The organism is Alkaliphilus serpentinus, assembly GCF_009017255.1.
GTDB classification, from domain to species: Bacteria; Bacillota; Clostridia; order Peptostreptococcales; family Natronincolaceae; genus Alkaliphilus_D; species Alkaliphilus_D serpentinus.
In genome coordinates this window covers 1-24613 of sequence record NZ_WBZB01000022.1, presented here as the reverse complement: position 1 = coordinate 24613, position 24613 = coordinate 1, and the positions used below count along the sequence as shown (strand labels likewise).

Genomic DNA, 24613 nt, shown 5'->3' with positions numbered 1-24613 from the left:
AAGATATTGGTATTTTTTTCTTAATCAATAATTTTTATTAAATAAGGAGCAGTATGTGATATAATTAACTAACAATAAACTTGACAATGGTAACTATAGGAGGGTTGATATAATGACATCAAATAAAATTGAAGAGCTTATTAAAAAGAGGCAGATGGAAAACAAAAAGAAAAAAAATCAAACACCCTATGGTATTGGTGTAACATTACTAGCTTTAGTTATTTATTTAGCCCTTTTAAACTATAATCTACGCTTTAGTAGCTTTTGGATTATTGGTATTTTAATAGGGGTTACAATGCAAAGATCCCGCTTTTGTTTTGCTGCCAGCTTTCGAGATCCAATTATGGTAGGAAGTACCTCTTTGTTAAAGGCAATACTGATAGCTCTTATCATCTCAACTGTGGGTTTCTTCATCATTCAATATAATACAATTGAAATTCATGGTCTTCACCTGCTGGAAAATATTCCAGGACAACTAAAACCAGTAGGTTTGCATACGGCCCTAGGGGCAATATTATTTGGTGTTGGAATGGTTATAGCCGGAGGCTGTGCTTCTGGAACTCTAATGAGGATTGGAGAGGGCTATATCCTGCAAATTGTAGTTTTAATTGGCTTTATCATTGGTGCAACTATGGGAGCAAGGCATTTTGAATTTTGGGACAAAATTCTAATTTCAAAATCTAAGACAATCTATATACCAAAGTATTTGGGATTATTTCCTTCCCTGATTATACAGCTGATAGTATTGGTTGGCCTTTATTTTGTAGCGGATTGGTTCGACAAAAAGAATAGTATCATGTCATCTATGTAGGAGGAGTATTATGGCAGAGTATAAGTTAGATTGTTTATTTGAGGCGTGTCCCATCCCATTGTTAAAGGCCTTAAAACAACTAGAAAAGATGAGTATAGGGGACGTATTAATTATGCATACAGATCATAATTGCTCTATTAAAAATGTTGTTGAATGGACCAAAAAGCAAGGGCATTATATTGACTATATAGAGATATCTGAAGGGGAATGGGAGATTTATATTGAAAAGGCAAGATAAAGGATGCTAAAGGGAGGGAAGGATTTGAAAATATATCATAAAATATTTAAAAAGCCTTGGCCCTACTGGGTTGGTGGAATAATCCTTGCATTATTAAATATTTTGATGCTTTCCATAACTGGTTCAGCATGGAAGGTAACTACAGGATTTTTATTTTGGGGAGCAGGGATTCTAGAGAAAGTTGGATTTGCTCCTAATAAATGGTACTATTTTGCTGCATACAACAATGGCCTTAAGGATGGACAAAGCTTCTTTATGAACACCTATACAGTTATCAATTTTGCCGTAATTATTGGAGCTCTTTTAGCTGTGCTATGGGCTTCTGAATTTAAGTGGAAGAAGATCAAAAGCTTTAGGCAACTGGGATTTGCTCTATTAGGAGGAATTCTAATGGGTTATGGGACCAGACTGAGCTTTGGCTGTAATATAGGGGCATATTTTAGCGCTATACCCTCTTTTTCCCTCCATGGTTGGGTATTTGGAATTTTTATGTTTGTAGGGGCTGCCATCGGCTGCAAAATACTATACAAGTATCTACTATAAGAAAACAACCTTAGCTTTTTCGATAGCTAAGGTTGTTTTCTTATTACATGGCAAAGCTTCTTCATTAGCAAAAACCCCTCTTAGAGGATTTAATGAAACTTACAAACTCCCCTTCGAAGCTGGTAAATTGATGATCCTCTCTATAGGCTATATAAAAGTTACTTTGAATATTTAAGCCTTCAATTTGTATTTCTCTTAAAACGCCATCCCTCAGCTCCCTTTTAATGCTTAGCTCTGGTATAAAGGAGATACCCTTACCTGCAATTACTGAGGTTTTAATTGCCTCCATAGAATTTAGTTCATAGATAATATTCATATCCTTCAATTTTATATTATAAGCTTTTAGACTTTCCAGTATGGTAGCTCTGGTTCCTGAGCCCTCTTCCCTGAAAATTAAGGGAAGCTTCACTAATTCCTCTAAGGTGATTTTATCCTTTACTAGAGGTAAGGAAGTAACCAATAGAAGTCGATTAGAGGTTATTTTTTCAAGCTTAATATGATCCTTTTGCAAATAGCCATTTAGAATTCCGATGTTAATGGTTCTGTCGGATAAACTATTGAGGACCTCCTCAGAGTTGACAATGTTATAATGAATATCTACATCCTGATGATCCTGCTTATAGATATATATGCTACAGGGAAGAGCATATTCACCGACTGCCTTACATGAACCAATTAGTAGATCCTTTTTATTGGTCTTTAAGCTTTGTAAATCCCTCTCGATGTTATCCTGCATAGAAAGGATCGTATTGGCATAATCAAAAACCACAGTGCCGGCTTCGGTTAGTTCAACCCCCTTATTACTTCTAGTAAGAAGGGTAACTGCCAATTCTTTTTCTAGAGATTGGATTTGCATACTTAAGCCCGGCTGAGTTAAATGTAGCTCCTTGGCGGCTTTTGAAATGCTATTCAGCTTTACAGTTACATAAAAGGCTTTTAAATATTGAAGGTTCATGAGGAATCACTCCCTTTATTCATAGATATATTCAATAGATAAGTAGGTAGATATAATAATTTTTTATGGTACAAGTATATTATAACATGAAAATTATTAGGATATCATTGATTTTTAACACTGAAAAAATTGTTAATTTATAGACAATTATAAATCATCATTATACATTATAAACAAGTCTTATTATAGAAACTTATATTTATGTATTATAATGAATGTATTGGAACTTGATAAATCCATGTGTTTTGAAAAAAAACATGGTTTGTTATTTTATTATTAATAAAGGGGGTTTACTTAATGACAACTGAAAAGAAAGACAAGCAAATATCAAGAAAAGATTTCTTAAAGGGAGTTGGAACTTCCATAGCGGGAGTTACTCTTATGGGTGGAGTAGGTAGCTTATTAACTGCATGTACTGATAAAGCAGCAGCTCCTTCTACTTCTGCAACAGCAGAAAAACCACAATGGCCCTTTACCTATGCTAAGCTAGATGCTGAAAAAGCCGGCCAAAAGGCATATGACGCCTATAAGACAGGCGCTGGCTGAGGCTTTGGAGTAGCCGAAGGGTTCTTCGGATCATTAGCAGAACAAGTAGGATATCCATTCAATCAAATCCCAACAGAAGCATTTATTAATGCTGCTGGAGGTTATGCCGGTCAAGCCACACTATGTGGATGTTTAGGGGTTGCCGCAGCATGTGTTGGTACAGTTTGTGAGAAGGATCAGCAAAAGGAAATCGTTAAAGAATTATGGGATTGGTATAAAGTAGAGTCTTTCCCAATCTTCCAGCCAGCAGGCTTAAACCTTCCAACAACCGTTGCAGAATCAGTATTATGCGTTGATTCAGTTGGTAAGTTCATGGAGGTTCAGGGATGTGCTTATGGCGATCCTGAAAGAAAAGAGCGTTGTGCAGGTGTTACAGCTGATACAGTTGTAAAAATGGTTGAAATACTCAACAGCAAGCTATAGTTTTTTCATGATGAAAGAGGGTGTGTTTTCCAACACACCCTCTCAGTCTGATGAAAAACCCTCATATTCTTTGTTGCTTCACAAAACCAGCACCCTTACGTATTTCTGTATACGTTGCAATCGCTACTTTTGATTGCGCCTCGAATCTAAGGGCTTTTGATCAGTCTGTAATTTCATCAATAAAAGAGGGTGTGTTCTCCAACGCACCCTCTTTTGTGTAAAATATTTTAAATATAATCAATGTGGATAAGATATAAAAGGGAATAATAGCAACCACAACAATTATTTGTTATAATATTTAGTAGAATAGTGTACTTGCTGAAATGATTATAAAGGAGGTATATGAAATGCTAGATATTGAATTGGCGAAGAAAACTTTAAAGGAAGAAGATTTAACCTGTGTAATGGTTTTAAATGGTAAGGTTTGCTATACCTCCCTAGAAAAAGGGCTAAGGCCTTTGCTTCTACCCCTGAACCAAGATGAAGATTCCATAAGGGGTATGGTGCTGGCAGATAGATGTATTGGTAAAGCTGCAGCCCTTTTAGCCATATATGGAGGCATAAAAGAAGTATATGCTGAAGTTATAAGTAGTAGTGCTAAGGAGCTGCTACAGGAGGCAGAAATACCCCTTCAGTTCCATCAGGAGGTAGAATATATTAAAAATAGGTTGGCTACAGATATGTGTCCAATGGAGAAAATGGTATTAGATATTTGTGATCCTAAAACTGCCTATACTACAATAATTGAGTTTATTAGAAATCATGCTAAATAACCTGAAGGGAGTTTTCCAATGGGCTGTTGCAATAACAACTATGGGTTAAAAAAGACAATGGAGTGTCCCCTATGCAAGGCTTCATCAGAGGCAGTGCATTATATTGTAGTAGAGACGGTCTTAAAGAAAAAAATAAAGAATCAAGTAATACCTGATAGCTATTATACCTGTTCAAATGAGGACTGTGATATGGTGTTTTTTTCAGAAGATCACCAGCAAATGTTTTTAACTCAAGACATAGATTTTTCCGCCGATTTTAATAAGGTTATTAAGACTCATGATGGCTGTAGTGGCGGTTGTGGAGGATGCGGGAAAGGTAAATAGATATAATGAGTAATTAGTAATGAGACAGCAAGTAATTAATCTTCGGAGGTTAACTGATGCAACAAAATAAGGTTTCAGCCGTAATTCTTGCTGGAGGTGCCAGCAGCAGAATGGGTCATAATAAGGCTCTTATGAAGCTTGGAGTTAAAACCATGATTGAATGGGTTATTGATCCCTTAAGGGATGTTTTTAACGAAATCATCATTATTACAAATAATCCAGAAGAGTACAGTTTTCTTGAGGATGTAAGATTTGTAGATGATTGTATTAGAACAATTTCTAAAAATTCTTTGGTAGGGATTCTTACCGGGCTATATCAATCTACATCTCCATATGTTTTTGTAACAGCCTGTGACATGCCCTTTCTAAATGTGCAATTGCTAAAATACATGGTTGAGTTCTTAGGTAAAGAGGATATATTAATTCCCTTTATAGGTGGATTTTATGAACCCCTCCACAGTATATATGGGAAAAATTGCATTTCCGCTATAGAAAGCCAATTAAGAAATCAAAACTATAAAATTGCTGATTTCTTTAATGACGTTAAGGTAAAAAAACTTTCGGAGGAAGTAGTCAGACGATTGGACCCAAAACTAAAGTCCTTTATTAATATTAATACAATAGAAGATTTTCATAAATACTTAAACCAATTCTAATATTAGGAGAAGATGATCATGAAAAAGGCTATCACTTTAAAAATAACTGGTATGCATTGTAATAATTGTAGTGATCGGATTAAAAAAGCTGTAGAAAAGCTGGGGGCTATTAATGTGGAGGTTTCCTATGAAAAGGGGTTATTAACCTGTGACTCATCGAATATAGATAAAATTCTATCTTCTATTAAAGTCTTAGGCTATGAAGGCAGTCAAATAGAATCTAAAGAAATAAAAAAATCATCTTATACTGGCATATTTGTGGGTATCACTGTTTTATTAGGTCTCTATTTAATTATAAAAAGCACCATTGGCTTTAACTATATGCCTCAGCTTGATGAGAATGCTAGCTATCCAATATTGTTGATATTAGGAGCAATAACTTCCCTGCATTGTTTAACCATGTGCGGTGGTATTGTAATTTCTCAAAGCTTAGCCTTTAAAAACCCTGTAAAATCTTCACTTCTCTACAACGCTGGGAGAGTAATAGCCTATACAATCGTAGGCGGAATTGTTGGAGGAATTGGATCGGTTATTAGTTTTTCGCCTTTAATGAAGGGTTATATCACGATTTTTGCCGGAGTATTTATGATTCTGTTGGGTTTAAGTATGTTGGAACCCTTTAAGTTTTTAAGAAGCTACATCAAGATCCCTAAGTTTTTTAAAGCTCCAAGCTTTATGGGCAATAGTAAAGCTCCCTTTTATATTGGTTTAGCTACAGGCTTTATGCCCTGCGGCCCCTTACAAACTATGCAGCTTTACGCTTTAGGAACTGGAAGTCCCCTTAAGGGTGCTATTGCAATGTTTTTCTTTAGTATAGGAACTGTACCTCTAATGATGGGATTTGGTACTATAAGTGGTTATATTAGCTCTGGTTTAAATAAAAAGCTTCTGAAATTATCAGCAGTATTAGTAATGGTGTTGGGGGTAATAATTATCAATAGGGGACTTGCCCTTCAGGGAAAAACCACATTTGCCAGCGCTGCTAAACAAGAAATTACTTCTGCTATGCTTCCAGAAATCATAAATGAGTATCAAGTAATTACCACCTATGCCAATAACAATGGCTATGAGCCCAATTACTTCGTTTTAGAAAAAGGAAGAGCAGTTAAATGGGTAATTCGTGGAGAAGAGGTAAACGCTTGTAATAATGAAGTAGCAATTCCTAGTTTAGGTATCAATATGAAGGTGGAACCTGGCTATAACGTTATAGAGTTTACCCCAGAAGAAGAGGGGCAATTGGGATTTAGCTGCTGGATGGGTATGCTAGATGGAAGTTTCTTGGTTGTGGAGGATTTGAATAATTTACCACAGGATATGGATTGGACACCTGCTCCAACTACTCCATGCTGTGATGGCGAAAGATAAAAACATGTTGATTAGAATAATAGATAGAATATTTTAATTGAAGGAGGCTTTAATATGTCAAAAAACTCTATGGAGGTACAAGGGCAACAGGGGAAGATTAAGATAGCAAGTGATGTAATTATGGTCATAACAAAGAAGGCTGTTGAAGAGGTGAAGGGGATCATTTCCTTCAGTGGTGGAATTTCTAAAGGTGTAGTGGATACCACCAACAGAAAAAACAATCCCCGTAAGGGCGTAAACGTAGAAAATGAAGAAAAACAGGTGGTGATTAACCTATCTGTAGCCATTGAATATGGTGTGGTGATTCCAGATGTAATTAAGGAGGTTCAACAAAAAGTAAAATCTGCCATTGAAACAATGACAGAAATTACTGTGGAAAAGGTTAATGTATACGTTCAAGATATAAAAATCTCATAATACAGGCTTATTACCTGTTAACAGTGACATTCATGATGGTCATGATGCATCATCTTGTATCTATAGGCCTCTGCTTTATTCATTGCGGCTAAGTACATGTGCATATAATACATTTGTTCCATCTGCTCCTCCATGTGGTGATGGTCCCCATACATTGGAGGACAATAGGGCATAGCTCCCATACTGGGCATCATACCAGGCATCATACCGGGCGTCATATTAGGGGGCATACCGGGCATCATTCCCATGTCAGGCATCATACCAGGCATCATACCAGGCATCATTCCATATGGGGGCATACAGCCATCCGGCATTGGATGAGTCATATCGTTTCCATTATTTTTTCTAGCTTCCACAAGAAAACCTCCTTATATAAAATGTATCTCATTATAGGCTATGTTTTATGGAAAAAATGGAAACTTGTCTTATAGAAAAAACTAAAGTGCTGAGGATCTCAGCACTTTAGTAAAAAATCTTAATAGATATCAATGAATTATCTGTGGTTCTCTACATAACTAACGATATCGCCGATATTCTTGAAGCCTTCTGCTTCTTCATCGGGAATTTCAACTCCAAACTCATCTTCGATGGCCATGATGATTTCAACGGCATCTAAAGAATCAGCATCAAGATCATTGATTAATGAGGTTGATCTTTTAATAGACTCAACATCTGTAATCCCCAATTGCTCAGCAATGATAGTACGAATTTGTTCAAACATTTATGTATTCCTCCTTCTTATACTTTGTATAATTATAAGCAAAAAAATTCATATTTAGAATACCATAAATTTCTTTAAATGTATATCCCTAAATTGAGATAAAAAACTTAATTGAAATCATAAAAAAATTAACACAAAATTAACATTTACCTAACAAATAATTAACGCAACCACCCTTGAAAAGGATTAGTATTAGATGGTGTGTTTTGTGGAGTAGGGTTGCAGCTAAAACAAATGAGGAGGTTTAAAATGGAAATAGCATTTGGTCTTATAGGAGGCTTAGGTTTATTCCTTTATGGGATGAATGTAATGAGCTCTGGTTTGCAGAAGGCAGCCGGAGATAAGCTAAAAGCAATTATAGGTATGTTAACCAACAATCGATTTATTGGAGTGATAGTTGGGGCCATAGTAACAGCTATAGTTCAAAGCAGTAGTGCAACCACAGTAATGGTGGTTGGTTTTGTAAATGCGGGAATGATGAAGCTAACTCAAGCAGTTGGAGTAATTATGGGAGCCAATATTGGTACAACCATTACAGCTCAATTAATTACCATTAAAATTGATAAATATGCCCCCATTATTGTTGGTATTGCCGTAGGAGTTTGGCTATTCACCGAGAATAGACGAATCAAGCAGCTGGCTGAGGCCTTAATTGGCTTCGGAATCCTATTTATCGGTATGAAATACATGGGAGATGCTTTAAGGCCCTTAAGGGAATCAGCCTTCTTTAAAGATATGTTTATATCCTTTGGTGAAAACCAATTCTATGGAATTTTAGCAGGATTCTTAATTACTGTTGCTGTTCAAAGTAGCTCGGCTTCAACGGGTATTCTTCTGGCACTAGCTACCCAGGGACTAATCCCTATAACTGCAGGCCTGCCTATTTTATTTGGTATTAATATTGGTACTACCACTACTGCAATAATTTCTAGTATCGGGGCTAATCGTACTGCCAAAAGGGCCGCTGCCGTACATTTTATGTTCAATGTTGTGGGTACTTTAGTCTTTATTATATTCCTACAAAGGCCTCTATTCGAGATAATTACCAGAATTGATCCAACAGATATACCAAGACAAATAGCCAACGCCCATACAATCTTTAATATAACCAACACTCTAATTATGCTACCCTTTGCTAAGTTACTGGTTTATCTATCTAAAAAAATCATACCTGGTGAAGAGGATGCAGTTGTGGGTGTTAAGTATATAGATTATCGTATTCTAGAAACCCCTTCAATTGCCTTGGGAAGTGCAATTAAAGAAACCCTGCATATGGGTAATGTTGCAAGAGATTCTCTAGAGCACTCTATAGCGTCCTTTATGGAGGGTAGCCAAAAGAAAATTGATGAAACCTTTAAAAAGGAGAAAATTGTAAATGAATTGGAAAGGGAGCTGGCTCAGTACTTAGTAAAGCTTTCCAATACAAATATTTCCAATAAAAACAGAGAAACAGTGGATGGCTTATTTAATACCATTAACGATATTGAACGAGTTGGGGATCATGCAGAAAATATAGCTGAGCTTGCCCAATACAAGTTAGATAATCAATTAAATTTCTCAGAGGTAGCCATAGGGGAGCTTAAAGAAATGTCAGATTTGGTAATAAGGGCCTTTAAGGATTCTTTAACGGCTATGAAGACTCTAGACGGAAGCTTAGCCATGAAGGTAATAGAAATTGAGGGCAAGGTAGATACTATGGAAAAATCCCTAAGGGCAAATCATATCGGTAGATTAAATAATCAACAATGTGTTCCGAGCTCTGGTGTGATTTTTTTAGATATTATTAGTAATCTAGAAAGAATTAGCGACCACTCCTCTAATATAGCAATGTCAGTTTTAGATGAATTAAAAGAAAAAAAATAGTTAATAATGGATAATGAAAAAATCGTGGAAACACGATTTTTTTTATTTATGACCACTTCCTTAGTATAACCACTGAATATTTAGCTTATGAAAGGAAAAAATATAGGTAGTTTGTTGGGAAGGAGTAAAGTATGAAGAAGACAGAAATCGATAGAGATGATTATACAAAATTGATTATCATTGGTGGTGGAGAGGATAAAAAGGCTGATAAAGAAATTTTAAAAAAGGTAATAGAGGTATCAGGAGGAAAAGATTCTAGGGTAGCCATTATTACCACCGCCACCAATTATCCCCTGGAGGTGGGGGAGGAATATAAAAGGATTTTTTATGATATTGGAGCAGAAAGGGTTGAAGCGATTAATATAAGGGATCGAATAGAGGCCAATCGAAAGCAATTTTATGATACCTTATCAGATGTATCTTGTCTTTTTTTTGTAGGTGGAGACCAGTTGAGAATTTCCAGTATACTAGGAGGAACTTCCTTTCATAAAAGAATCATGGAGCTGATGAAGGAGGGCTTAGTGGTGGCTGGAACCAGTGCTGGAGCTTCCATGATGAGTCAGATAATGGTGGTTGAGGGTGATGACGAAGATGCCCCTCGAAAGTGTACCATAAAGATGGCCCCGGGTATGGGATTTTTAAATGGAGCCATAGTAGATCAACATTTTAATCAAAGGGGAAGAATTGGAAGACTATTAGGTGCTGTTGCTCAAAATCCATCAACCCTTGGGATTGGAATCGATGAAGATACAGCCATTGTTGTTAACAAAAAGACTGAATTGGAGGTTATTGGGTCTGGGGTTGTTACCATCGTTGATGGTATGGATATAGAATACACCAATATATCAGAACAATTTCCAAATGAGCCTTTGGTCATTACCAATATAAAGATACACATATTACCTACAGGATATGGCTTTAATTTAGTTACTAGAAAAGCTATTCTCCAACATGAGGAAAAGGATAAGGAGGAGCAGAAATGAAGCTTATCAACATTAGGGTATATCAGGGTAGAAACATCTATAGCCATTCTCCAGTTATTAGAATGGATGTAGATGTAGATAAGTATTTAGATATACCCTCCTGTGATATAAGAAACTTTAATGAAACTTTATTAAGACAATTTCCGGGACTGAAGGAGCATAAATGCAGTAGAGGATATAAAGGTGGATTTGTTGAGAGGTTAAAGAGGGGTACCTATATCCCCCATATATTAGAACATGTTGCTATTGAAATTCAAAGCATCCTTGGTTTTAAAGTGCATTTCGGAAAAACCAGATATCTAGAGAAGGAAACAATCTATACCATAGTATTCACTTACTATGATGAGGTTGCTGGTTACGAGGCAGGAAAACTGGCCTTTGATATTCTAGAAGGTTACCTTGAAGGTAAATCCATAAATGTAGATGAAAGACTACAAGAAATTCAAAAGAAAATAAGGGAAAAACAATTGGGGCCCAGCACGATGGCCATTGTTTCTGAGGCCAACAAAAGGGGCATTCCAACCATTAGATTGGCAGACAATAGCCTAGTTCATCTTGGTTATGGTAAATATAGCAGAAGAATTCAGGCTACTATTTCTTCTTTAACAAATTGCATATCGGTAGATGCAGCCTGTGATAAGGAGCTGACAAAAGGTTTGCTGGAGATATTTAATATTCCAGTACCTAGAGGAAGGGCAGTAACGACTCTGACGGATGCCATTAAAGTGGCAGAGGAATTAAGCTATCCAGTGGTGGTAAAACCCAATAACGGAAATCAAGGAAAGGGAGTCTCAACCAATTTGAAGTCCTCTGAAGAGGTTGAAAAGGCCTATCATTTAGCAAGCCTCTATGGTGATCAAATTATGGTGGAGGATTATATAAAAGGTAAGCATTACCGTGGAATTGTTGTTGATGGTAAGCTTGTAGCGGTGGCAGAAAGAATTGTGGCTCATGTAGTAGGAAATGGATTAAATACCATAAAAGAGCTGATAGATATAGAGAATCAGAATCCTTTAAGGGGAGAGGATCATGAAAAGCCCTTAACAAAGATAAAGATGGATGAGGCTATGGCTCTATTTTTGGAGAAATACCAAATAGATCTTCATTCTATTCCTAGAGAAAATGAGGTGGTTTATCTAAGGGAAACGGCTAACCTCAGCACTGGAGGAATTGCAATTGATGTAACCGATGAAATTCACCCAGAGAATGTGAAGTTATTTACTAAGGCGGTTGAGATTATTGGATTAGATATTGCTGGCGTGGATGTAGTGGCCCAGGATATATCTATGAATATTAGGGAAACAGGAGGGGGAATCATTGAGCTTAATGCCTGTCCTGGAATAAGAATGCATCATTATCCTTCTCGAGGGAAGGATAGAAACGTTGCAGGAGCCATATTGGATATGTTATTTCCAGCCAATTGCCCTACTTCAATTCCGATTTTCTCAATTACAGGTACCAACGGTAAAACCACCACCACCAGAATGCTGGCCAATATATTGCGAAAAACTGGAGTGACAGTTGGAATGACCACAACTGGAGGAGTATATATAAATGATGAAGAGGTTATGAAGGGGGACACTACAGGGCCTCAAAGCGCCAAGGCCGTCCTTTTAGATAAGAGGGTGGAGGCAGCGGTATTAGAAACTGCTAGAGGGGGAATTGTCAATAGAGGTTTAGGATATGATCTAGCAGATGTTGGCATTATCACTAATATTGGTGATGATCATTTGGGGATAGATGGTATCAACAATCTTGAGGAGATGGCTAAGGTAAAGGCCCTTGTTGTTGAAGCAATAAAGGATGAGGGTTATGCGGTATTAAATGCAGATGATGAATATACTCCCCTTATATTGGAGGGAGTAAGATGTAAGGTGATTTATTTTAGTCAAAATCTTAATAATCCCCTCTTAAAGCAGCATATGGAGAATAGGGGTAAAGCAGTATATCTTCTAGACAATAAAGTATATTTCTACGATGGTAATAAAAGTCACTATGTAATGCCAGTTAATAAAATACCCTCCACCTATGGAGGCATACTAAAATATAACATTGAAAACAGTTTAGCCGCTATGGCTGCAGCTTACTCCTATGGAATTGATAGAAAAGTCATAAAAGAGGCTATGGAGGCCTTCTATAGTAATGATGTAGATAATCCTGGCAGATTTAATGTTTTCCAACTAAAAGACTTTAAGGTCATAGTGGATTATGGTCACAATATTGATGGATATACCAAGGTTTTAGAGGGTCTTAAGGAGATAAAAACTGGTCGGTTAATAGGAGTTATTGGTGTGCCTGGAGATAGAACAGATATTAATATCTTAAAAGTAGGTGAAATAAGTGGGAAATATTTTGACTATATATACATTAAAGAGGATAAGGACTTAAGGGGAAGAAAAGAAGAAGAGGTTGCTAAGATCCTAAAAAAAGGCTGCTGTTTAGGTGGAGTTCCTGAGGACAAAATCCTCATAGAGTGTTGTGAGGTTGAAGCCCTTAGGAGGGCAATCGAAGGAGCACAACCCAATGATACCATTATTGTTTTCTACGAAGAATATAAACCGCTACTAGATTTAATTAAACACTATGAAGCTGTATTAGATCATACTGGTGAAAAGGTGACAATTGAGCCACAGCTGGCAATTAAGGCTTAATGTAAAAATGATCAGAGGACAACTGATAGGCTAATGCTTATCAGTTGTTTTTTATATTCTTGTCTATTATGTGATAGAATTAATCTATAAGTATGGTATTATTGTTTATAAGTTTGAATTTAGAGTATTAATAAAAAAACATGAATGATGGGAGGGAATGGTATGAGTAGTATTGGTGTTTTTATTGATATAGATGGAACCTTATATAGAAATTCCTTGATGCTGGAGCATTTTCAAAAGCTATTGAAATATGAAATTATAGATCCAGCTATATGGCACAGTGCAGCAAAGAAGCTTTTTCATAGTTGGGATAAAAGACAAGGTGATTATGAGGATTATCTTCTTGAGGTGGCAGCAATATACCTGCAATCCATGAAGGGCTTAAATCGAGGTGAAATTAATTTTATTTCCAATCAAATCATTGATATGAAGGGGGATAGAGTTTATAGATATACAAGGGATCAGATTCTGTGGCATAAAGAACAAGGTCATAAAATATTCTTTGTTTCAGGTAGTCCTGATTACCTGGTAGAGAAAATGGCTATTAAGTATAAAGTAACAGATTTTAAGGGTACTCAATATAAAGTAGATGAAAATGACTATTTTACTGGAGAGATTGATCAAATGTGGGACTCTAATAATAAGCATGATGCTATAATGGAATTTGTAGAGAAATACAACATAAATCTTGAAGGAAGTTATGCCTATGGTGATACCAACGGTGACTTTTCTATGCTGAAGCTGGTGGGTAATCCAGTTGCTATAAACCCAGCAAGGGAGTTATTGCTTAATATTAAAAGTGACCCCCAGTTGGTAAAGAATACTCTAATTATCATTGAAAGAAAAGATGTCATATATAAAGTCGGTGCTGAAGTGGATATTATCTAAATTAAACAAGGGAGCCTTTGGCTCCCTCGTTTAATTTGCTATTTTAAATTGATTATCAATAATTTCAATCTGATCTTTTATACCAGTGGTTACATATACTTCCTTATCCTTGGTTATGAGGATGGCATCAATTCCCTCTTGGGCTTCAATAAAGGCTAAACCCTCCTCAAGGCCCATAACAAAGACTGCTGTTGAAAGGGCATCTCCATCCATTCCTTTATCTGAAAGGATTGTTACACTTACCAATTGTTTTCTAGAAGGTTTTCCGGTGGCTGGATCAATTATATGATGATAACGCTCTCCATTCTCCACGAAGTATCGCTCATAATCTCCTGAGGTTACGATTGATCGATCCACCAAGGGGACTCTTATAATAGAGTTATTAGCTCCGATAATAGGATTTTGAACTCCGATATACCAAGGGCTTCCATCAGGCTTTGAACCAATGGCATAAACATCTCCCCCCATATTTACAAAGCCACTTTTAACTCCATGATCCTTTAAGACCTTCACGGCTTCATCCACTGCATAGCCCTTTGCAATTCCCCCTAAGTCCATAAGCATATCAGAATCCTTTAAATGAACCTTGTTATTGGTTATTTCAATCTGTTGAATATCAATATGCTTTCTTGCTTCATCAATTTCAACATCGGTGGGAACCTTCTGATGAGGCTTACCGATACCCCAAAGCTCGATTAGGGAGCCTAGTAGGATATTAAACCTCCCACCAGTAATCTGGTGATACTTTATTCCTGCTTCGATTACCTTTATGGTTTCAGGGGCAACCTTTACTGAAGCTTCTCCTGCAGCCTGATTTATTTGATGTACATCACTATCATTAACAGAGGTACTCATGGTATCCTCAACATATTGTATTCTCTTAAAGGCTGCCTCTATGGCTTTAATTCCCTTTTTTTCACTGGCAGCAAAAACTCGAATCTGACCAAAGGTTCCTAAAATTGATTGATCATCCTCTACTTGAACTGGCTCCTTGGGTTCTGTACTGCAGGCGGAAAATAGGGAAGTAATTAACACCAATAGAGCCAAAAGTAATACTCTATATGAAAACTTTGACATAAATACGACACCCTCCTCTTTATACTAAGTAATTATATCAATTTGCATATAAATTGTAAAGATTCTCCTCAACCAAGGGATAGGAAGGTTATTAACAATATGAACAGTTTAAAACAATTATTAATTATAAAATTCTATTATTTAGCAGGAATTATATCATTTTTGTAGAATATTTATTAATTGTGTACGTTTGAAGACATGCCTCAAAATGTTACATATTTAACAATGTCTTCGAAGGATTTATAAATAAAAGGAGGAAAAACATGAAAAAACTATTAGCGGTACTATTAGTTATTCTTATGGCGATCCCAATGATAGCCTTTGCAGCGGATGAATTGCCAACAAATAGGCCAGTGCCTAACCTTGATCCAGCAACAAATTATCGTGAAACACCCCAGTTCACTGTTTTATTCATTAATGGAGAAAACCAAAGCTTAAGTGAAAGCTTATGGGAAGGTGGATTGGCTTACCTTCCAGTAAGAGAGGTTGTAGAAAAGCTAGGCCTATTCATTAAATACGATGCTGCAACTAGAAGTATTTTCGTAGTAGATAGTGAAGCAGCTATAGTTACTGCACCTGCTGAAAGGGCTGCTGCTGGTAGCTTCAATCTATTCGTAAATGGAGTAATGAAGGAAGTAACCTTTGAAATTAAAGATAGTAAATCTTATGTTTCTGCTGCTGAATTGGCAGAAGCTCTAGGAAAATATTCCTATGAAGATGTAAGAACCAATAGTGTTTACTATTTTGAAGCTGATGCTCAAATGAAGGATGGAGTTTACACTGCAACAGGTCTTGCTAGCACCAATAGAAATAGACTTCCTAAGGTAGACATCACAATTCAAGATGGTAAAATAACTGAAGTTGTGTATGATGAATATGATATCGAGAGCGGTTTAGGTAAATCTGACCCAGCATATGCATACAAGTGGGATATTATGTTGACAGCTATTCCTGCCTTCGAAGAAGATTTATTAGCTAAGCAAAATCCTGACCTTGTAGATGTTGTAACTACTGCAACCTCAAGCCACCATAAATTTGTTGAATTAACAAAAAAAGCAATGGCTAAGGCTATGTATGAAGCTACAATCGAGACTACAATAGCTGGTCTTGGTGGAGAAGTTGTAGAAGGATATAAGGATGGTAATTATAGAATCGTTGGTTTAACTGATTCAAGAGGCTGGACTTCAATTGTTGATATGGTTATAGAAGGAGGCAAAATTGTATCCGTTAACTATGATTCATATAATGCAGAAGGTGCTAATAAAAAGAATGACGATGGATATTTAACTAGATGGATTACGATGAAAGCGGATGCTGGTATAGAAGTAGATCCAGTAGCAATCATTACTGAAAGAGAAAAACAGTTAATCGATACTCAAGACCCTAACCTAGTGGACGTTGCTACAGGTGCAACTGGCTGGGGAGAAGACTTAAAGAGATTTACTGCAGGTGCATTATATCACGCTGCAAGAGCAGATGTAAACTTTACCTATGCAGATGGTGAATATGTAGTTAAGGGTGAAACCGATGCAAGAGGTTATACTCCAGAAGTTAAACTTGTTATTACAAATGGTCAAATTTCAACAGTTGAATTTAATGACTATGACGCTGAAGGGCTTAGCAAGAGAGTTAACCCAGATTACCTTGGTAGATGGGGTGAAAAATATGGTATTGATCCCCTTGCCATTCTTCAAGCTATGGAAGCTAAGATCGTTGAAACTCAAGACCTTTCTTCTATAGACAGTATTACTGGAGCAACTGGCTGGAAAAATAGCATTCAAGAATTGGGTGCTAAAGCTTTAGTGGATGCTCAAGAAGAAACCATCTATGTATTTATAGGCGATGCCACCTACTTCAGTGCCTATTATGTTCAATTATTAGCAATTGCAGAAGGAAATGAAGTAAAGGCTATTGATTACGTAGAGTTCCAAAGAGGAAATCCATTGGCTAAGCAGCACAACCCAAGCTATGTTGGTGAAACTGGAAGATGGTATACAAATTATAAAGATACTTCTTTAGCTGGAAAACTACCATTAGTAGTTCTTGATGAAATGACCAACTATGTTATGGAAAACAAGACTTACGAAATAGATGCCGTAACTGGAGCTACTAACTGGGGTAAAGGATATGTTCAGTTAGTACCTAGAGCATTTGAAATCATCGAAAATCAATAAGAATCATCAAATAGAAATGCTCCCACCAAGTGGGAGCATTTTAAATATTATAAAGATATACAAAGGCCTTTAAATTCTTTAAAAGTAATCCTTTGCATAAACCAGGGCCTTCATTCCTTTACCTAAGTGATCCTTAAGTTCTGAAACAACTCGAAAGCCGTTATTTTTATAGATATTTCTGGCGGCAAGATTTTCTTCGTGAATAACGATGAATATCCTCCTTAAATCATGACCCTTAAAGCCATAGAAGGTTTCAATATCATTAATACAATGCTTTACCAGTGTACTGCCATAGCCCTTGCCTCTATTCACTTCCTTAGCAATGGACATTTGAAAAATCACTACAAGACCTGCCTTAACCCCTTCTCTTATAGCCCAGGTCACACTACCGATTATTTCTTCATCATTAACTAATAGAATTGTTCTATGTACATTTATACAAACCAATGCATGCTTTTCTGCCAACTCCGTATCATTACCATATCTTGCGAGATAATCTTTTATAAAATATTCTTTATCTCCATCATTGGCGATCCTTACCTTAAGCATAAAAGTTCCTCCTAAACTTAAAATTATCATTTATCACATTGTATAATACAATTATAAAAAAATAAATTCAAACTAAGGAATTTTAATATATAATATTATAAGGACAATGGTTTATATACTAAAAATAATTCTAGGGAGTGTTTTTTTTGACTGAAGCAGTTCATGTAACAATTAATCAAATAATCCTTCATATTTTAGACAGCTCGATAGGGGCACCGGTTATTTCATCAAAGGAGCATCCCATAAATAATGATATTCAAGAGTTTATGGAGGCTCATCTTGCAAAAATCCTGAAGGATCATAATGGAAAGGCTGCTGATTTTTTAGAGGATAGCAGGGTTAAATCCATCGCTGAAGAAATATTCAAGGATCAGAGGACCTTTGTTAAGGAATCTGGAAGAATCGCTTCCATTCTTTACGAAATTATCCTTCAACAGTCTGAAATTCCTTCTGCAGACTTACTTATAACTACTTTTCAACATCAAGGCCAAACATTTTTGGGAGTATTAAAGTTTAACTATAGACCTTCCTTTACTCACTATATTCATGAGGGTGAGGAGGGACCACATAATAGCATTATTAAATACAAAACTACCCTACCGGGGATGGGACAGAAGGCCGATGAGTGGGCCATAATTTCATTGGATGATTATAAAATAACCCTTTTTGAAAGGGAATATGAGATTGACGGTGAAAAAAGAAGTTATTTTTCCAGTGATTTTTTACAATCCACTACAGGGATTTCAGATATGGAGCTGGCGAAAAAGCTGAAGAAGCAAACAGAGGCCTTTAATAAAAAATTCTGTAATCGAGATATGCAAATATCCGATGAATTTGGAAAAGCAATCATCAATAGTATCGAAGACGAGGGTATTATAAACATAGAGAAGATTTCAGAACGGGTTTTTCCTAATAATCATGAGCTTAAAGAGGTTTATTTAAACCATCTGGAGAATAATGGATTTGATGCTAAGGAGGTTGAAATAAAGGAAGAGGTTATAGAAAAGGTATTTTCTAAACGAAAAATTAAAACCGATCATGGCATTGAAATAAATATTACCTTAGATAATGAAGACAACAATATAGAATATTTAAATAATCATGATGGAACCATATCCATATTAATTAAAAATATTAACTCCCTTTCTTATAAGTAGTTAAAAAGATACAACTTTGAAAATAGTCCCTATTATATTATAATGAGAGGGAAGCATCCGTTTAACATGGACATATTTAGGTATATAGAATACATAGGATAAAACCAAAGGTGGTTGAATAGGTATGAGTGAGAAAAGAAGAAGCAAGAGGTTACCCCTTAGTCTTGAGCTAAAAATCACTTCTTTATTTAAGCAGGATAATAAATCTTTGGAGAATATTAATGAGGGTATAGAAGTAGAAAACATCTCCAAGGCAGGAATCGGATTTAAGTGCAAGCACCAGCTCCCCCTTGATTACTATTTCGATGCAAAGATTCAGCTTTCAGAGGACAAGTACTTCTTTAGTGTGCTAAAGATTGTAAGATGTATTGAGATGGAAATTGGATTTTTTGTAGGCTGTGAGTTTGTTGGATTGGCTGATATTTTAAGTAAAGAGGTAGACGAGTATGGCGAAGAGTTAACGACAACCGAAACAATGTAGAATTAAGGATTAAGGATTAAGAATTAAGGATTAAGAATTAAGAATTAAGAATTGAATACTATAACATGTACAATATTCATAAAGATCAAATTTAAACAAGCATATAAAAAGGGTGGGTTATTCAATGAATAATCCACCTTTATATTGTTGAAAAACTACGCCTCGACAGTCTGGATTTATTGACCATTACTTAGTTATTGGAGCTGCAGGTGCTTTGGTAGCCTTTAAGTCTGAAGTTAAAAACATTATATACCTGATTAAAACATATAAGACGATCGCAATGGATAAGGCCTCTTGAAACCTTACAATATATTTTAGCATATCAATAGTGTTGCCACTCTTTACCAAGTATCCATTGGCTAGCTTTGTTGCAATACCACTGATTACTAAGGGGAAGGTGAAGGCTGAATAACTAGGGTAAAACTTCAGCTTTAATAGCCTAGGTAAATATAGTAATACTGATAGGGTCATAACCATAGCTAAAACCATCATAAAGGTAATCAATAGATTGCTTTTTACTGAAAAGGTACTGATATAACCTGCAAGACAAAGGCTGGCAGGAGCTGCAAATATCGTTATAGTAGGTAAAAGGGGCTCTGGAATCCCTTTAATAATTAAAACTCTATAAATCACAACTGGTAGTAAAATCAAATAAGATATAAAACCAAACCAAAAGATCAGCTGTCCAAGGTTTTGCATATTATAGGCAGGAGCTGTAACACTTCCCACGACAATCCCAACATAAACAACAAAGTAGCTGGTTAAAACCTTCTTCATTTCAAACCTTAGTAGAAAGGCCTTTGTAAAATAGATAATGAATAAACCATGAAGGATTAAACCAATCATCCAAGCTGTAAAGGCTAAGGTAGCGTTAAAGGGTTTAATATAAGTTGACAAAATCATAATACCCATAGAGAAGGTAGGGGCAACACTGGCTATTGCTGGGTTTTTCATATCCTCAGCCACTGCTCCACCATCTATTAATACCTTTCCCACTAACAAAATCAATAATATAGCTGATAACAAACCAAAAACATTTCGATAACCGCTACCATAGGATAACACTAAATTTCCCAATGACGCCAATGCAAGCATTAAGCCCGCCATTGGTATGGGAACCTTTTTAATAAGCTTAACCATTACAATTCCCCCTATAGTCCATCAGCAGTTTTCAGGCCTTTTTCTCGGACAATGATTTCTGCTGCCTTTTTTGCCATCTCTCCTGTAAAGGATACACATTGGGCTTTGTGCTCACCTGATGCCATATCCATACCATGGGTTAAAATCTTACAGCATAATACCTTGTGATTATCTTTAAAGCTTTGTTGAAGCTCATTGGCTAATTCTAAGGTCTTTTGTACCTTTGGATCGCCCCCTTTGGTTCTTCCGAAGAAATAGCCTAAGGCAAGTAATGCGCCTGAAACTGCTCCACATACACATTTAGAACGGCCAATCCCTACAGGAAAGGTAGAAGCCATAGCGATCATTTCTTCAGGCATATCAATTTCAAAATTGTCTCTTATAGATGATACAATGGCCTCTGAACAGAAGAAATCCCCTTTTCTAAAGAGTTCCTCGGCATCAGCCTTAACTTTTTCAATGTTTATTTCAGTCTTCATTTTATGTCCTCCTTTATTAAACTTTACTATAATAAAGAATATCATCATTGCTTGAAAAATAACAATAGAATATCTCTATCATACTCCGTTTATCCATTAGGTTTTTATATACATCCTTGAAAAAGAGCATAAACATCATGGCTTAATGCCAGCAATTGTGGTAATATAATAATGGAAATCGTTGATAATAACATATAAACAACCAAAAGGAGATGAAAAGACTTATGCTAAAAAGGATTAAAATAAAGCTAGATGCTGTTGAGGGCATGTTATATTATTGGCAGGCAACTAAGGATAAGGAGAAGGTAGGGGAGGCTTATTTAAATAATATGGCTTCAAATCCTGAAATGAAGTATTTCTATGACAATGAATTCAATGAAGAATCTGTTAGAAAGGTTCTTAGTGCCATATCCAATAGAGAAATATTTCATAGTGACATAAAAAAAGAAAGGGTTTATTGGAACAACAATATGTGGATGCTGGAGGATTTGGATTATACCAATCTCATGATTGCTCCACTGAAGGTGCTAAATTTAGATTCCTTAATAGATAAGCTTCAAGATAGCAAATATGAAGAGTTGGAAGTGGTTTTTGTTCCAGCCCACAGTACTGAGTACATAATTAAGGATTATAAGTTAATCATCAACTTCTTTAGAGTGAAGGCAGATTTATATGAGAATAACAAAATCACTATTGGAGATCAACCACTGGTTGAATATATTGAAGGTAAACTAAGGGAGTTAATTAGTTAAGCTGTATTTGTTATACAGCTTCAGACTGTTGAAAAACTATCATATGATTTGTTGATGCACAAACGAAGGTCGACTATTATCACCAGACTTTGTAGCTGAAAAAGTTCTAAAGCTCCTATCTCAAAAAGACTTTAACCAAGGGGCTATCATTGATGTTAGAGAAATAGAATAGAACATATTATATGACTACACAAATAATTGCTACCCACTACTATAGGGTAGCAATTATTTTATCTTCGTCTAAAATTCACGTCTGTTCTTTCGGGTATTTCAGGAGGTGGAGCAGGAGGGCCTGCAAGGGGATGTCTGGGGGCATGAACCATGGTAATACTGTTGAGAATAACCTCTCTTTCGGTTAAATTACCATCCCCATCATACTTCTCCCTTATTTCTACTCTAGGAATAACCACCGTTACCTCATGGGGAATTTCTTTATCGGTAATTCTAACCATTTCCATTTTAAGATCTTCAAGCTCAACCTTAACATAATCCTTTTGAGAATCATCCCTCTTAAAAACCTTAGATACAAAGGACTTAATTGACATAGAACTCTCTCCCCTCAGTAAAGCTTATTCCATAAGGTGAGAGGTTGTTACAAGTTAGAAATTAAAGAAAACATGAAGAAGCTAGGAAATTGGCTTCTTTTTGTTTTTGAGATAATACATTATATAGGCTTAGAGTACTAAATATATCAATCATTAGATTGTGAAAGTGAAGAGATTTACAAAAGTTTCAGAATATTTGTCGAAATTTCAGGGACGAATATTGTAGATATCAATATTATCATGTTATAAAATATAGTAATAATTACAATATAAAGAAATTTTTAAAAAATAATGACATAAGGAGGTTAAAGAATGTTAAAAAAGCAAAAGAAGTTAATAGCATTATTTCTGTCCACTATTCTTATTTTATCTATGGTAAATATCAGGGCTAGTTCAGCATCTAGTTCTGTAGATATACCGTCCAACTTGAGTTATAACATAACCGAAACAACAATTACAGTTACATGGGACGAGATAAGTAATGCTACCAATTATGAGGTTGAAGTTAATGGAAGTATGATGGAAAATGGATTAAGTACTGAATTTATACACGAAGATGTAATTATTGGCTCTAGTTATACATATAGAGTCAGAGCTAAAACCCATGAAGGTACTGGTGAGTGGAGTGAGGCTCTGGTAGTTGAGGTTGAAGAAGTAATAAATGAAGAAATTATGATAGGAATACCACAAAACATAGTTACAGAAACATTAGAAGACAGTGTAGTGATATCATGGGATATAGTAGCTGATGCGGTGGGATATGAAGTTGAAATAGATGGAACCACCATTGAGAGCGTAAATGAAGCACAATACATTTTAGCTAATCCAGAACTAGGAATAGCCTATACCCTTAGGATAAGGGCTAAGAATGAGAATGTAACCGGTGAGTGGAGTGAAGCTCTAATCGTTGAGGTTGAAGAAGTAATAAATGAAGAGATAGTTATAGGAATACCACAAAACATAATTACAGAAACATTAGAAAACAGTGTAAGGATATCATGGGATGTAGTAGTTGATGCGGTGGGATATGAAGTTGAAATAGATGGAACCACCATTGAGAGCGTAAATGAAGCACAATACATTTTAGCTAATCCAGAACTAGGAATAGCCTATACCCTTAGGATAAGGGCTAAGAATGAGAATGTAACCGGTGACTGGAGTGAGGCTCTGGTAGTTGAGGTTGAAGAAATAGTTATAGGAATACCACAAAACATAATGACAGAAACATTAGAAAACAGTGTAAGGATATCTTGGGATGTAGTAGCTGATGCGGTGGGATATGAAGTTGAAATAGATGGAACCACCATTGAGAGTATAAATGAAGCAGAATACATATTATCTAATCCAGAAGTAGGAGTAGCCTATACCCTTAGGATAAGGGCTAAGAATGAAAATGTAACCGGTGACTGGAGTGAGGCTCTGGTAGTTGAGGTTGAAGAAATAGTTATAGGAATACCACAAAACATAGTTACAGAAAAATTAGAAGACAGTGTAGTGATATCATGGGATGTAGTAGTTGATGTGGTGGGATATGAAGTTGAAATAGATGGAACCACCATTGAGAGCGTAAATGAAGCACAATACATTTTAGCTAATCCAGAACTAGGAATAGCCTATACTCTTAGGATAAGGGCTAAGAATGAGAATGTAACCGGTGAATGGAGTGAAGCTCTAATCGTTCAGGTTGAAGAAGTAATAAATGAAGAAATAGTTATAGGAATACCACAAAACATAATTACAGAAACATTAGAAAACAGTGTAAGGATATCATGGGATGTAGTAGAAGGTGCAGAAGGTTACGATATAGAGGTAAATGAGAGCGCAATTGAGAGTGTTTCACAAACAGAATTTATACACTGGAGTAGAGATTGGAGCTAACTATGTATATCGTGTTAGAGCTAAGAGTGCAGCAGAAGTTGGCGAATGGAGTGAATTAATAAATGTTTCACTAATCATGGAAAATGGAACTGGAACAATTGATGATCCATTATTAATATATTCAATTGAAGACCTACAGGCAATGGCAAATAACTTAGAGGCTCATTATGCATTAATGAGAAGCATTGATTTAAGTAATATCGCTTGGGAACCAATAGGAACAG

The 24613-nt window shown here is 36.0% G+C and carries 26 protein-coding genes and 1 pseudogene; 19 read left to right on the top strand and 8 right to left on the bottom strand.

Features of this window, described 5'->3' with window-relative positions; genetic code table 11:
* The first annotated feature begins 112 nt into the window (after nt 1–112).
* Genes F8153_RS07435 through F8153_RS07425 form a run of 3 tightly spaced genes read left to right on the top strand, consistent with a single transcriptional unit; the run spans nt 113 to nt 1592 of the window.
* Nucleotides 113–811 carry a YeeE/YedE family protein gene (locus F8153_RS07435; RefSeq protein ID WP_151865728.1) on the top strand — a complete coding sequence of 233 codons (699 nt, stop codon included), beginning with the start codon at nt 113–115 and terminating at the stop codon, nt 809–811.
* A 10-nt stretch (nt 812–821) separates the two neighbouring features.
* Nucleotides 822–1049 carry a sulfurtransferase TusA family protein gene (locus F8153_RS07430; RefSeq protein ID WP_151865727.1) on the top strand — a complete coding sequence of 76 codons (228 nt, stop codon included), beginning with the start codon at nt 822–824 and terminating at the stop codon, nt 1047–1049.
* A 24-nt stretch (nt 1050–1073) separates the two neighbouring features.
* Nucleotides 1074–1592, top strand: coding sequence for a YeeE/YedE thiosulfate transporter family protein (locus tag F8153_RS07425; RefSeq protein ID WP_151865726.1), 519 nt, complete (start codon nt 1074–1076; stop codon nt 1590–1592).
* Between the two features lie 64 nt (nt 1593–1656).
* On the opposite strand, the gene F8153_RS07420 is transcribed toward F8153_RS07425, so the two are convergent.
* Nucleotides 1657–2547, bottom strand: coding sequence for a LysR family transcriptional regulator (locus F8153_RS07420; protein WP_151865725.1), 891 nt, complete (start codon nt 2545–2547; stop codon nt 1657–1659).
* A 297-nt stretch (nt 2548–2844) separates the two neighbouring features.
* Here F8153_RS07420 and F8153_RS16410 point away from each other — a divergent pair, with 297 nt between their 5' ends.
* The 7 genes and pseudogenes from F8153_RS16410 to F8153_RS07390 all read left to right on the top strand — a co-directional run bounded on the left by F8153_RS16410 (nt 2845) and on the right by F8153_RS07390 (nt 7051).
* Nucleotides 2845–3093 (top strand): hypothetical protein, encoded by a 249-nt coding sequence (locus F8153_RS16410; RefSeq protein ID WP_243136933.1) that lies wholly within the window; start codon nt 2845–2847, stop codon nt 3091–3093.
* 24 nt (nt 3094–3117) lie between these two features.
* A pseudogene (locus F8153_RS16405) lies at nt 3118–3516 on the top strand (C-GCAxxG-C-C family (seleno)protein); the annotation flags it as partial.
* Nucleotides 3517–3863: 347 nt separating this feature from the next.
* On the top strand, nt 3864–4289 hold the full coding sequence (locus F8153_RS07410; protein WP_192929709.1) for a DUF1893 domain-containing protein: 426 nt from the start codon (nt 3864–3866) through the stop codon (nt 4287–4289).
* 18 nt (nt 4290–4307) lie between these two features.
* On the top strand, nt 4308–4613 hold the full coding sequence (locus F8153_RS07405) for a hypothetical protein (RefSeq protein ID WP_151865722.1): 306 nt from the start codon (nt 4308–4310) through the stop codon (nt 4611–4613).
* A gap of 56 nt (nt 4614–4669) precedes the next feature.
* The gene (gene mobA / locus F8153_RS07400) at nt 4670–5269 is read left to right on the top strand and encodes a molybdenum cofactor guanylyltransferase (protein ID WP_151865721.1); all 600 of its coding nucleotides are present in this window, start codon (nt 4670–4672) and stop codon (nt 5267–5269) included.
* 18 nt (nt 5270–5287) lie between these two features.
* Nucleotides 5288–6634, top strand: a complete 1347-nt coding sequence (locus F8153_RS07395) for an urease accessory protein UreH domain-containing protein (RefSeq protein WP_192929708.1) — start codon at nt 5288–5290, stop codon at nt 6632–6634.
* Between the two features lie 54 nt (nt 6635–6688).
* Nucleotides 6689–7051: an Asp23/Gls24 family envelope stress response protein gene (locus tag F8153_RS07390; protein ID WP_243136932.1), complete on the top strand. Its 363-nt coding sequence runs from the start codon at nt 6689–6691 to the stop codon at nt 7049–7051.
* Nucleotides 7052–7068: 17 nt separating this feature from the next.
* Here the strand turns inward: F8153_RS07390 and F8153_RS07385 are convergent, their stop codons facing one another.
* Together F8153_RS07385 and acpP are read right to left on the bottom strand one after the other, a co-directional pair.
* The gene (locus F8153_RS07385) at nt 7069–7407 is read right to left on the bottom strand and encodes a hypothetical protein (protein ID WP_151865719.1); all 339 of its coding nucleotides are present in this window, start codon (nt 7405–7407) and stop codon (nt 7069–7071) included.
* Between the two features lie 137 nt (nt 7408–7544).
* Nucleotides 7545–7772, bottom strand: coding sequence for an acyl carrier protein (acpP, locus tag F8153_RS07380; protein ID WP_151865718.1), 228 nt, complete (start codon nt 7770–7772; stop codon nt 7545–7547).
* A gap of 249 nt (nt 7773–8021) precedes the next feature.
* Between acpP and F8153_RS07375 the strand changes: the two genes are divergently transcribed.
* The 4 genes from F8153_RS07375 (at nt 8022) to F8153_RS07360 (ending at nt 14157) form a co-directional block, all read left to right on the top strand.
* On the top strand, nt 8022–9635 hold the full coding sequence (locus F8153_RS07375; RefSeq protein ID WP_151865717.1) for a Na/Pi cotransporter family protein: 1614 nt from the start codon (nt 8022–8024) through the stop codon (nt 9633–9635).
* A 131-nt stretch (nt 9636–9766) separates the two neighbouring features.
* Nucleotides 9767–10618 carry a cyanophycinase gene (locus F8153_RS07370; protein ID WP_151865716.1) on the top strand — a complete coding sequence of 284 codons (852 nt, stop codon included), beginning with the start codon at nt 9767–9769 and terminating at the stop codon, nt 10616–10618.
* On the top strand, nt 10615–13269 hold the full coding sequence (gene cphA / locus F8153_RS07365; RefSeq protein WP_151865715.1) for a cyanophycin synthetase: 2655 nt from the start codon (nt 10615–10617) through the stop codon (nt 13267–13269). The genes F8153_RS07370 and cphA overlap by 4 nt, the downstream gene beginning before the upstream one ends.
* Nucleotides 13270–13431: 162 nt before the next feature.
* Complete coding sequence (locus F8153_RS07360) at nt 13432–14157, top strand: HAD family hydrolase (protein WP_151865714.1); 726 nt, start codon at nt 13432–13434, stop codon at nt 14155–14157.
* A gap of 30 nt (nt 14158–14187) precedes the next feature.
* On the opposite strand, the gene F8153_RS07355 is transcribed toward F8153_RS07360, so the two are convergent.
* On the bottom strand, nt 14188–15234 hold the full coding sequence (locus F8153_RS07355; RefSeq protein WP_151865713.1) for an FAD:protein FMN transferase: 1047 nt from the start codon (nt 15232–15234) through the stop codon (nt 14188–14190).
* A 263-nt stretch (nt 15235–15497) separates the two neighbouring features.
* Here F8153_RS07355 and F8153_RS07350 point away from each other — a divergent pair, with 263 nt between their 5' ends.
* Nucleotides 15498–17408: a stalk domain-containing protein gene (locus F8153_RS07350; protein ID WP_151865712.1), complete on the top strand. Its 1911-nt coding sequence runs from the start codon at nt 15498–15500 to the stop codon at nt 17406–17408.
* A gap of 78 nt (nt 17409–17486) precedes the next feature.
* Here F8153_RS07350 and F8153_RS07345 read toward each other — a convergent pair whose 3' ends face one another.
* Nucleotides 17487–17957, bottom strand: a complete 471-nt coding sequence (locus F8153_RS07345; protein ID WP_192929707.1) for a GNAT family N-acetyltransferase — start codon at nt 17955–17957, stop codon at nt 17487–17489.
* A 146-nt stretch (nt 17958–18103) separates the two neighbouring features.
* Here F8153_RS07345 and F8153_RS07340 point away from each other — a divergent pair, with 146 nt between their 5' ends.
* Together F8153_RS07340 and F8153_RS07335 are read left to right on the top strand one after the other, a co-directional pair.
* Nucleotides 18104–19114, top strand: a complete 1011-nt coding sequence (locus F8153_RS07340) for a nucleoid-associated protein (RefSeq protein WP_192929706.1) — start codon at nt 18104–18106, stop codon at nt 19112–19114.
* 124 nt (nt 19115–19238) lie between these two features.
* Nucleotides 19239–19595 (top strand): PilZ domain-containing protein, encoded by a 357-nt coding sequence (locus F8153_RS07335; protein WP_151865709.1) that lies wholly within the window; start codon nt 19239–19241, stop codon nt 19593–19595.
* A 186-nt stretch (nt 19596–19781) separates the two neighbouring features.
* On the opposite strand, the gene F8153_RS07330 is transcribed toward F8153_RS07335, so the two are convergent.
* Together F8153_RS07330 and F8153_RS07325 are read right to left on the bottom strand one after the other, a co-directional pair.
* A complete protein-coding gene (locus F8153_RS07330; protein WP_151865708.1) occupies nt 19782–20735 on the bottom strand; it encodes a TDT family transporter in 954 nt (317 codons plus the stop codon).
* An 11-nt stretch (nt 20736–20746) separates the two neighbouring features.
* Nucleotides 20747–21214, bottom strand: a complete 468-nt coding sequence (locus F8153_RS07325; protein WP_151865707.1) for a C-GCAxxG-C-C family (seleno)protein — start codon at nt 21212–21214, stop codon at nt 20747–20749.
* A 224-nt stretch (nt 21215–21438) separates the two neighbouring features.
* Here F8153_RS07325 and F8153_RS07320 point away from each other — a divergent pair, with 224 nt between their 5' ends.
* Nucleotides 21439–21966, top strand: a complete 528-nt coding sequence (locus tag F8153_RS07320; protein WP_151865706.1) for a TDE2712 family protein — start codon at nt 21439–21441, stop codon at nt 21964–21966.
* Nucleotides 21967–22196: 230 nt separating this feature from the next.
* Here the strand turns inward: F8153_RS07320 and F8153_RS07315 are convergent, their stop codons facing one another.
* Entirely contained in the window at nt 22197–22511 is a 315-nt protein-coding gene (locus F8153_RS07315) for a hypothetical protein (protein ID WP_151865705.1), read from the bottom strand.
* A gap of 312 nt (nt 22512–22823) precedes the next feature.
* Here F8153_RS07315 and F8153_RS07310 point away from each other — a divergent pair, with 312 nt between their 5' ends.
* Nucleotides 22824–24389, top strand: coding sequence for a fibronectin type III domain-containing protein (locus F8153_RS07310; protein ID WP_151865704.1), 1566 nt, complete (start codon nt 22824–22826; stop codon nt 24387–24389).
* The last annotated feature ends 224 nt before the right edge of the window (nt 24390–24613 follow it).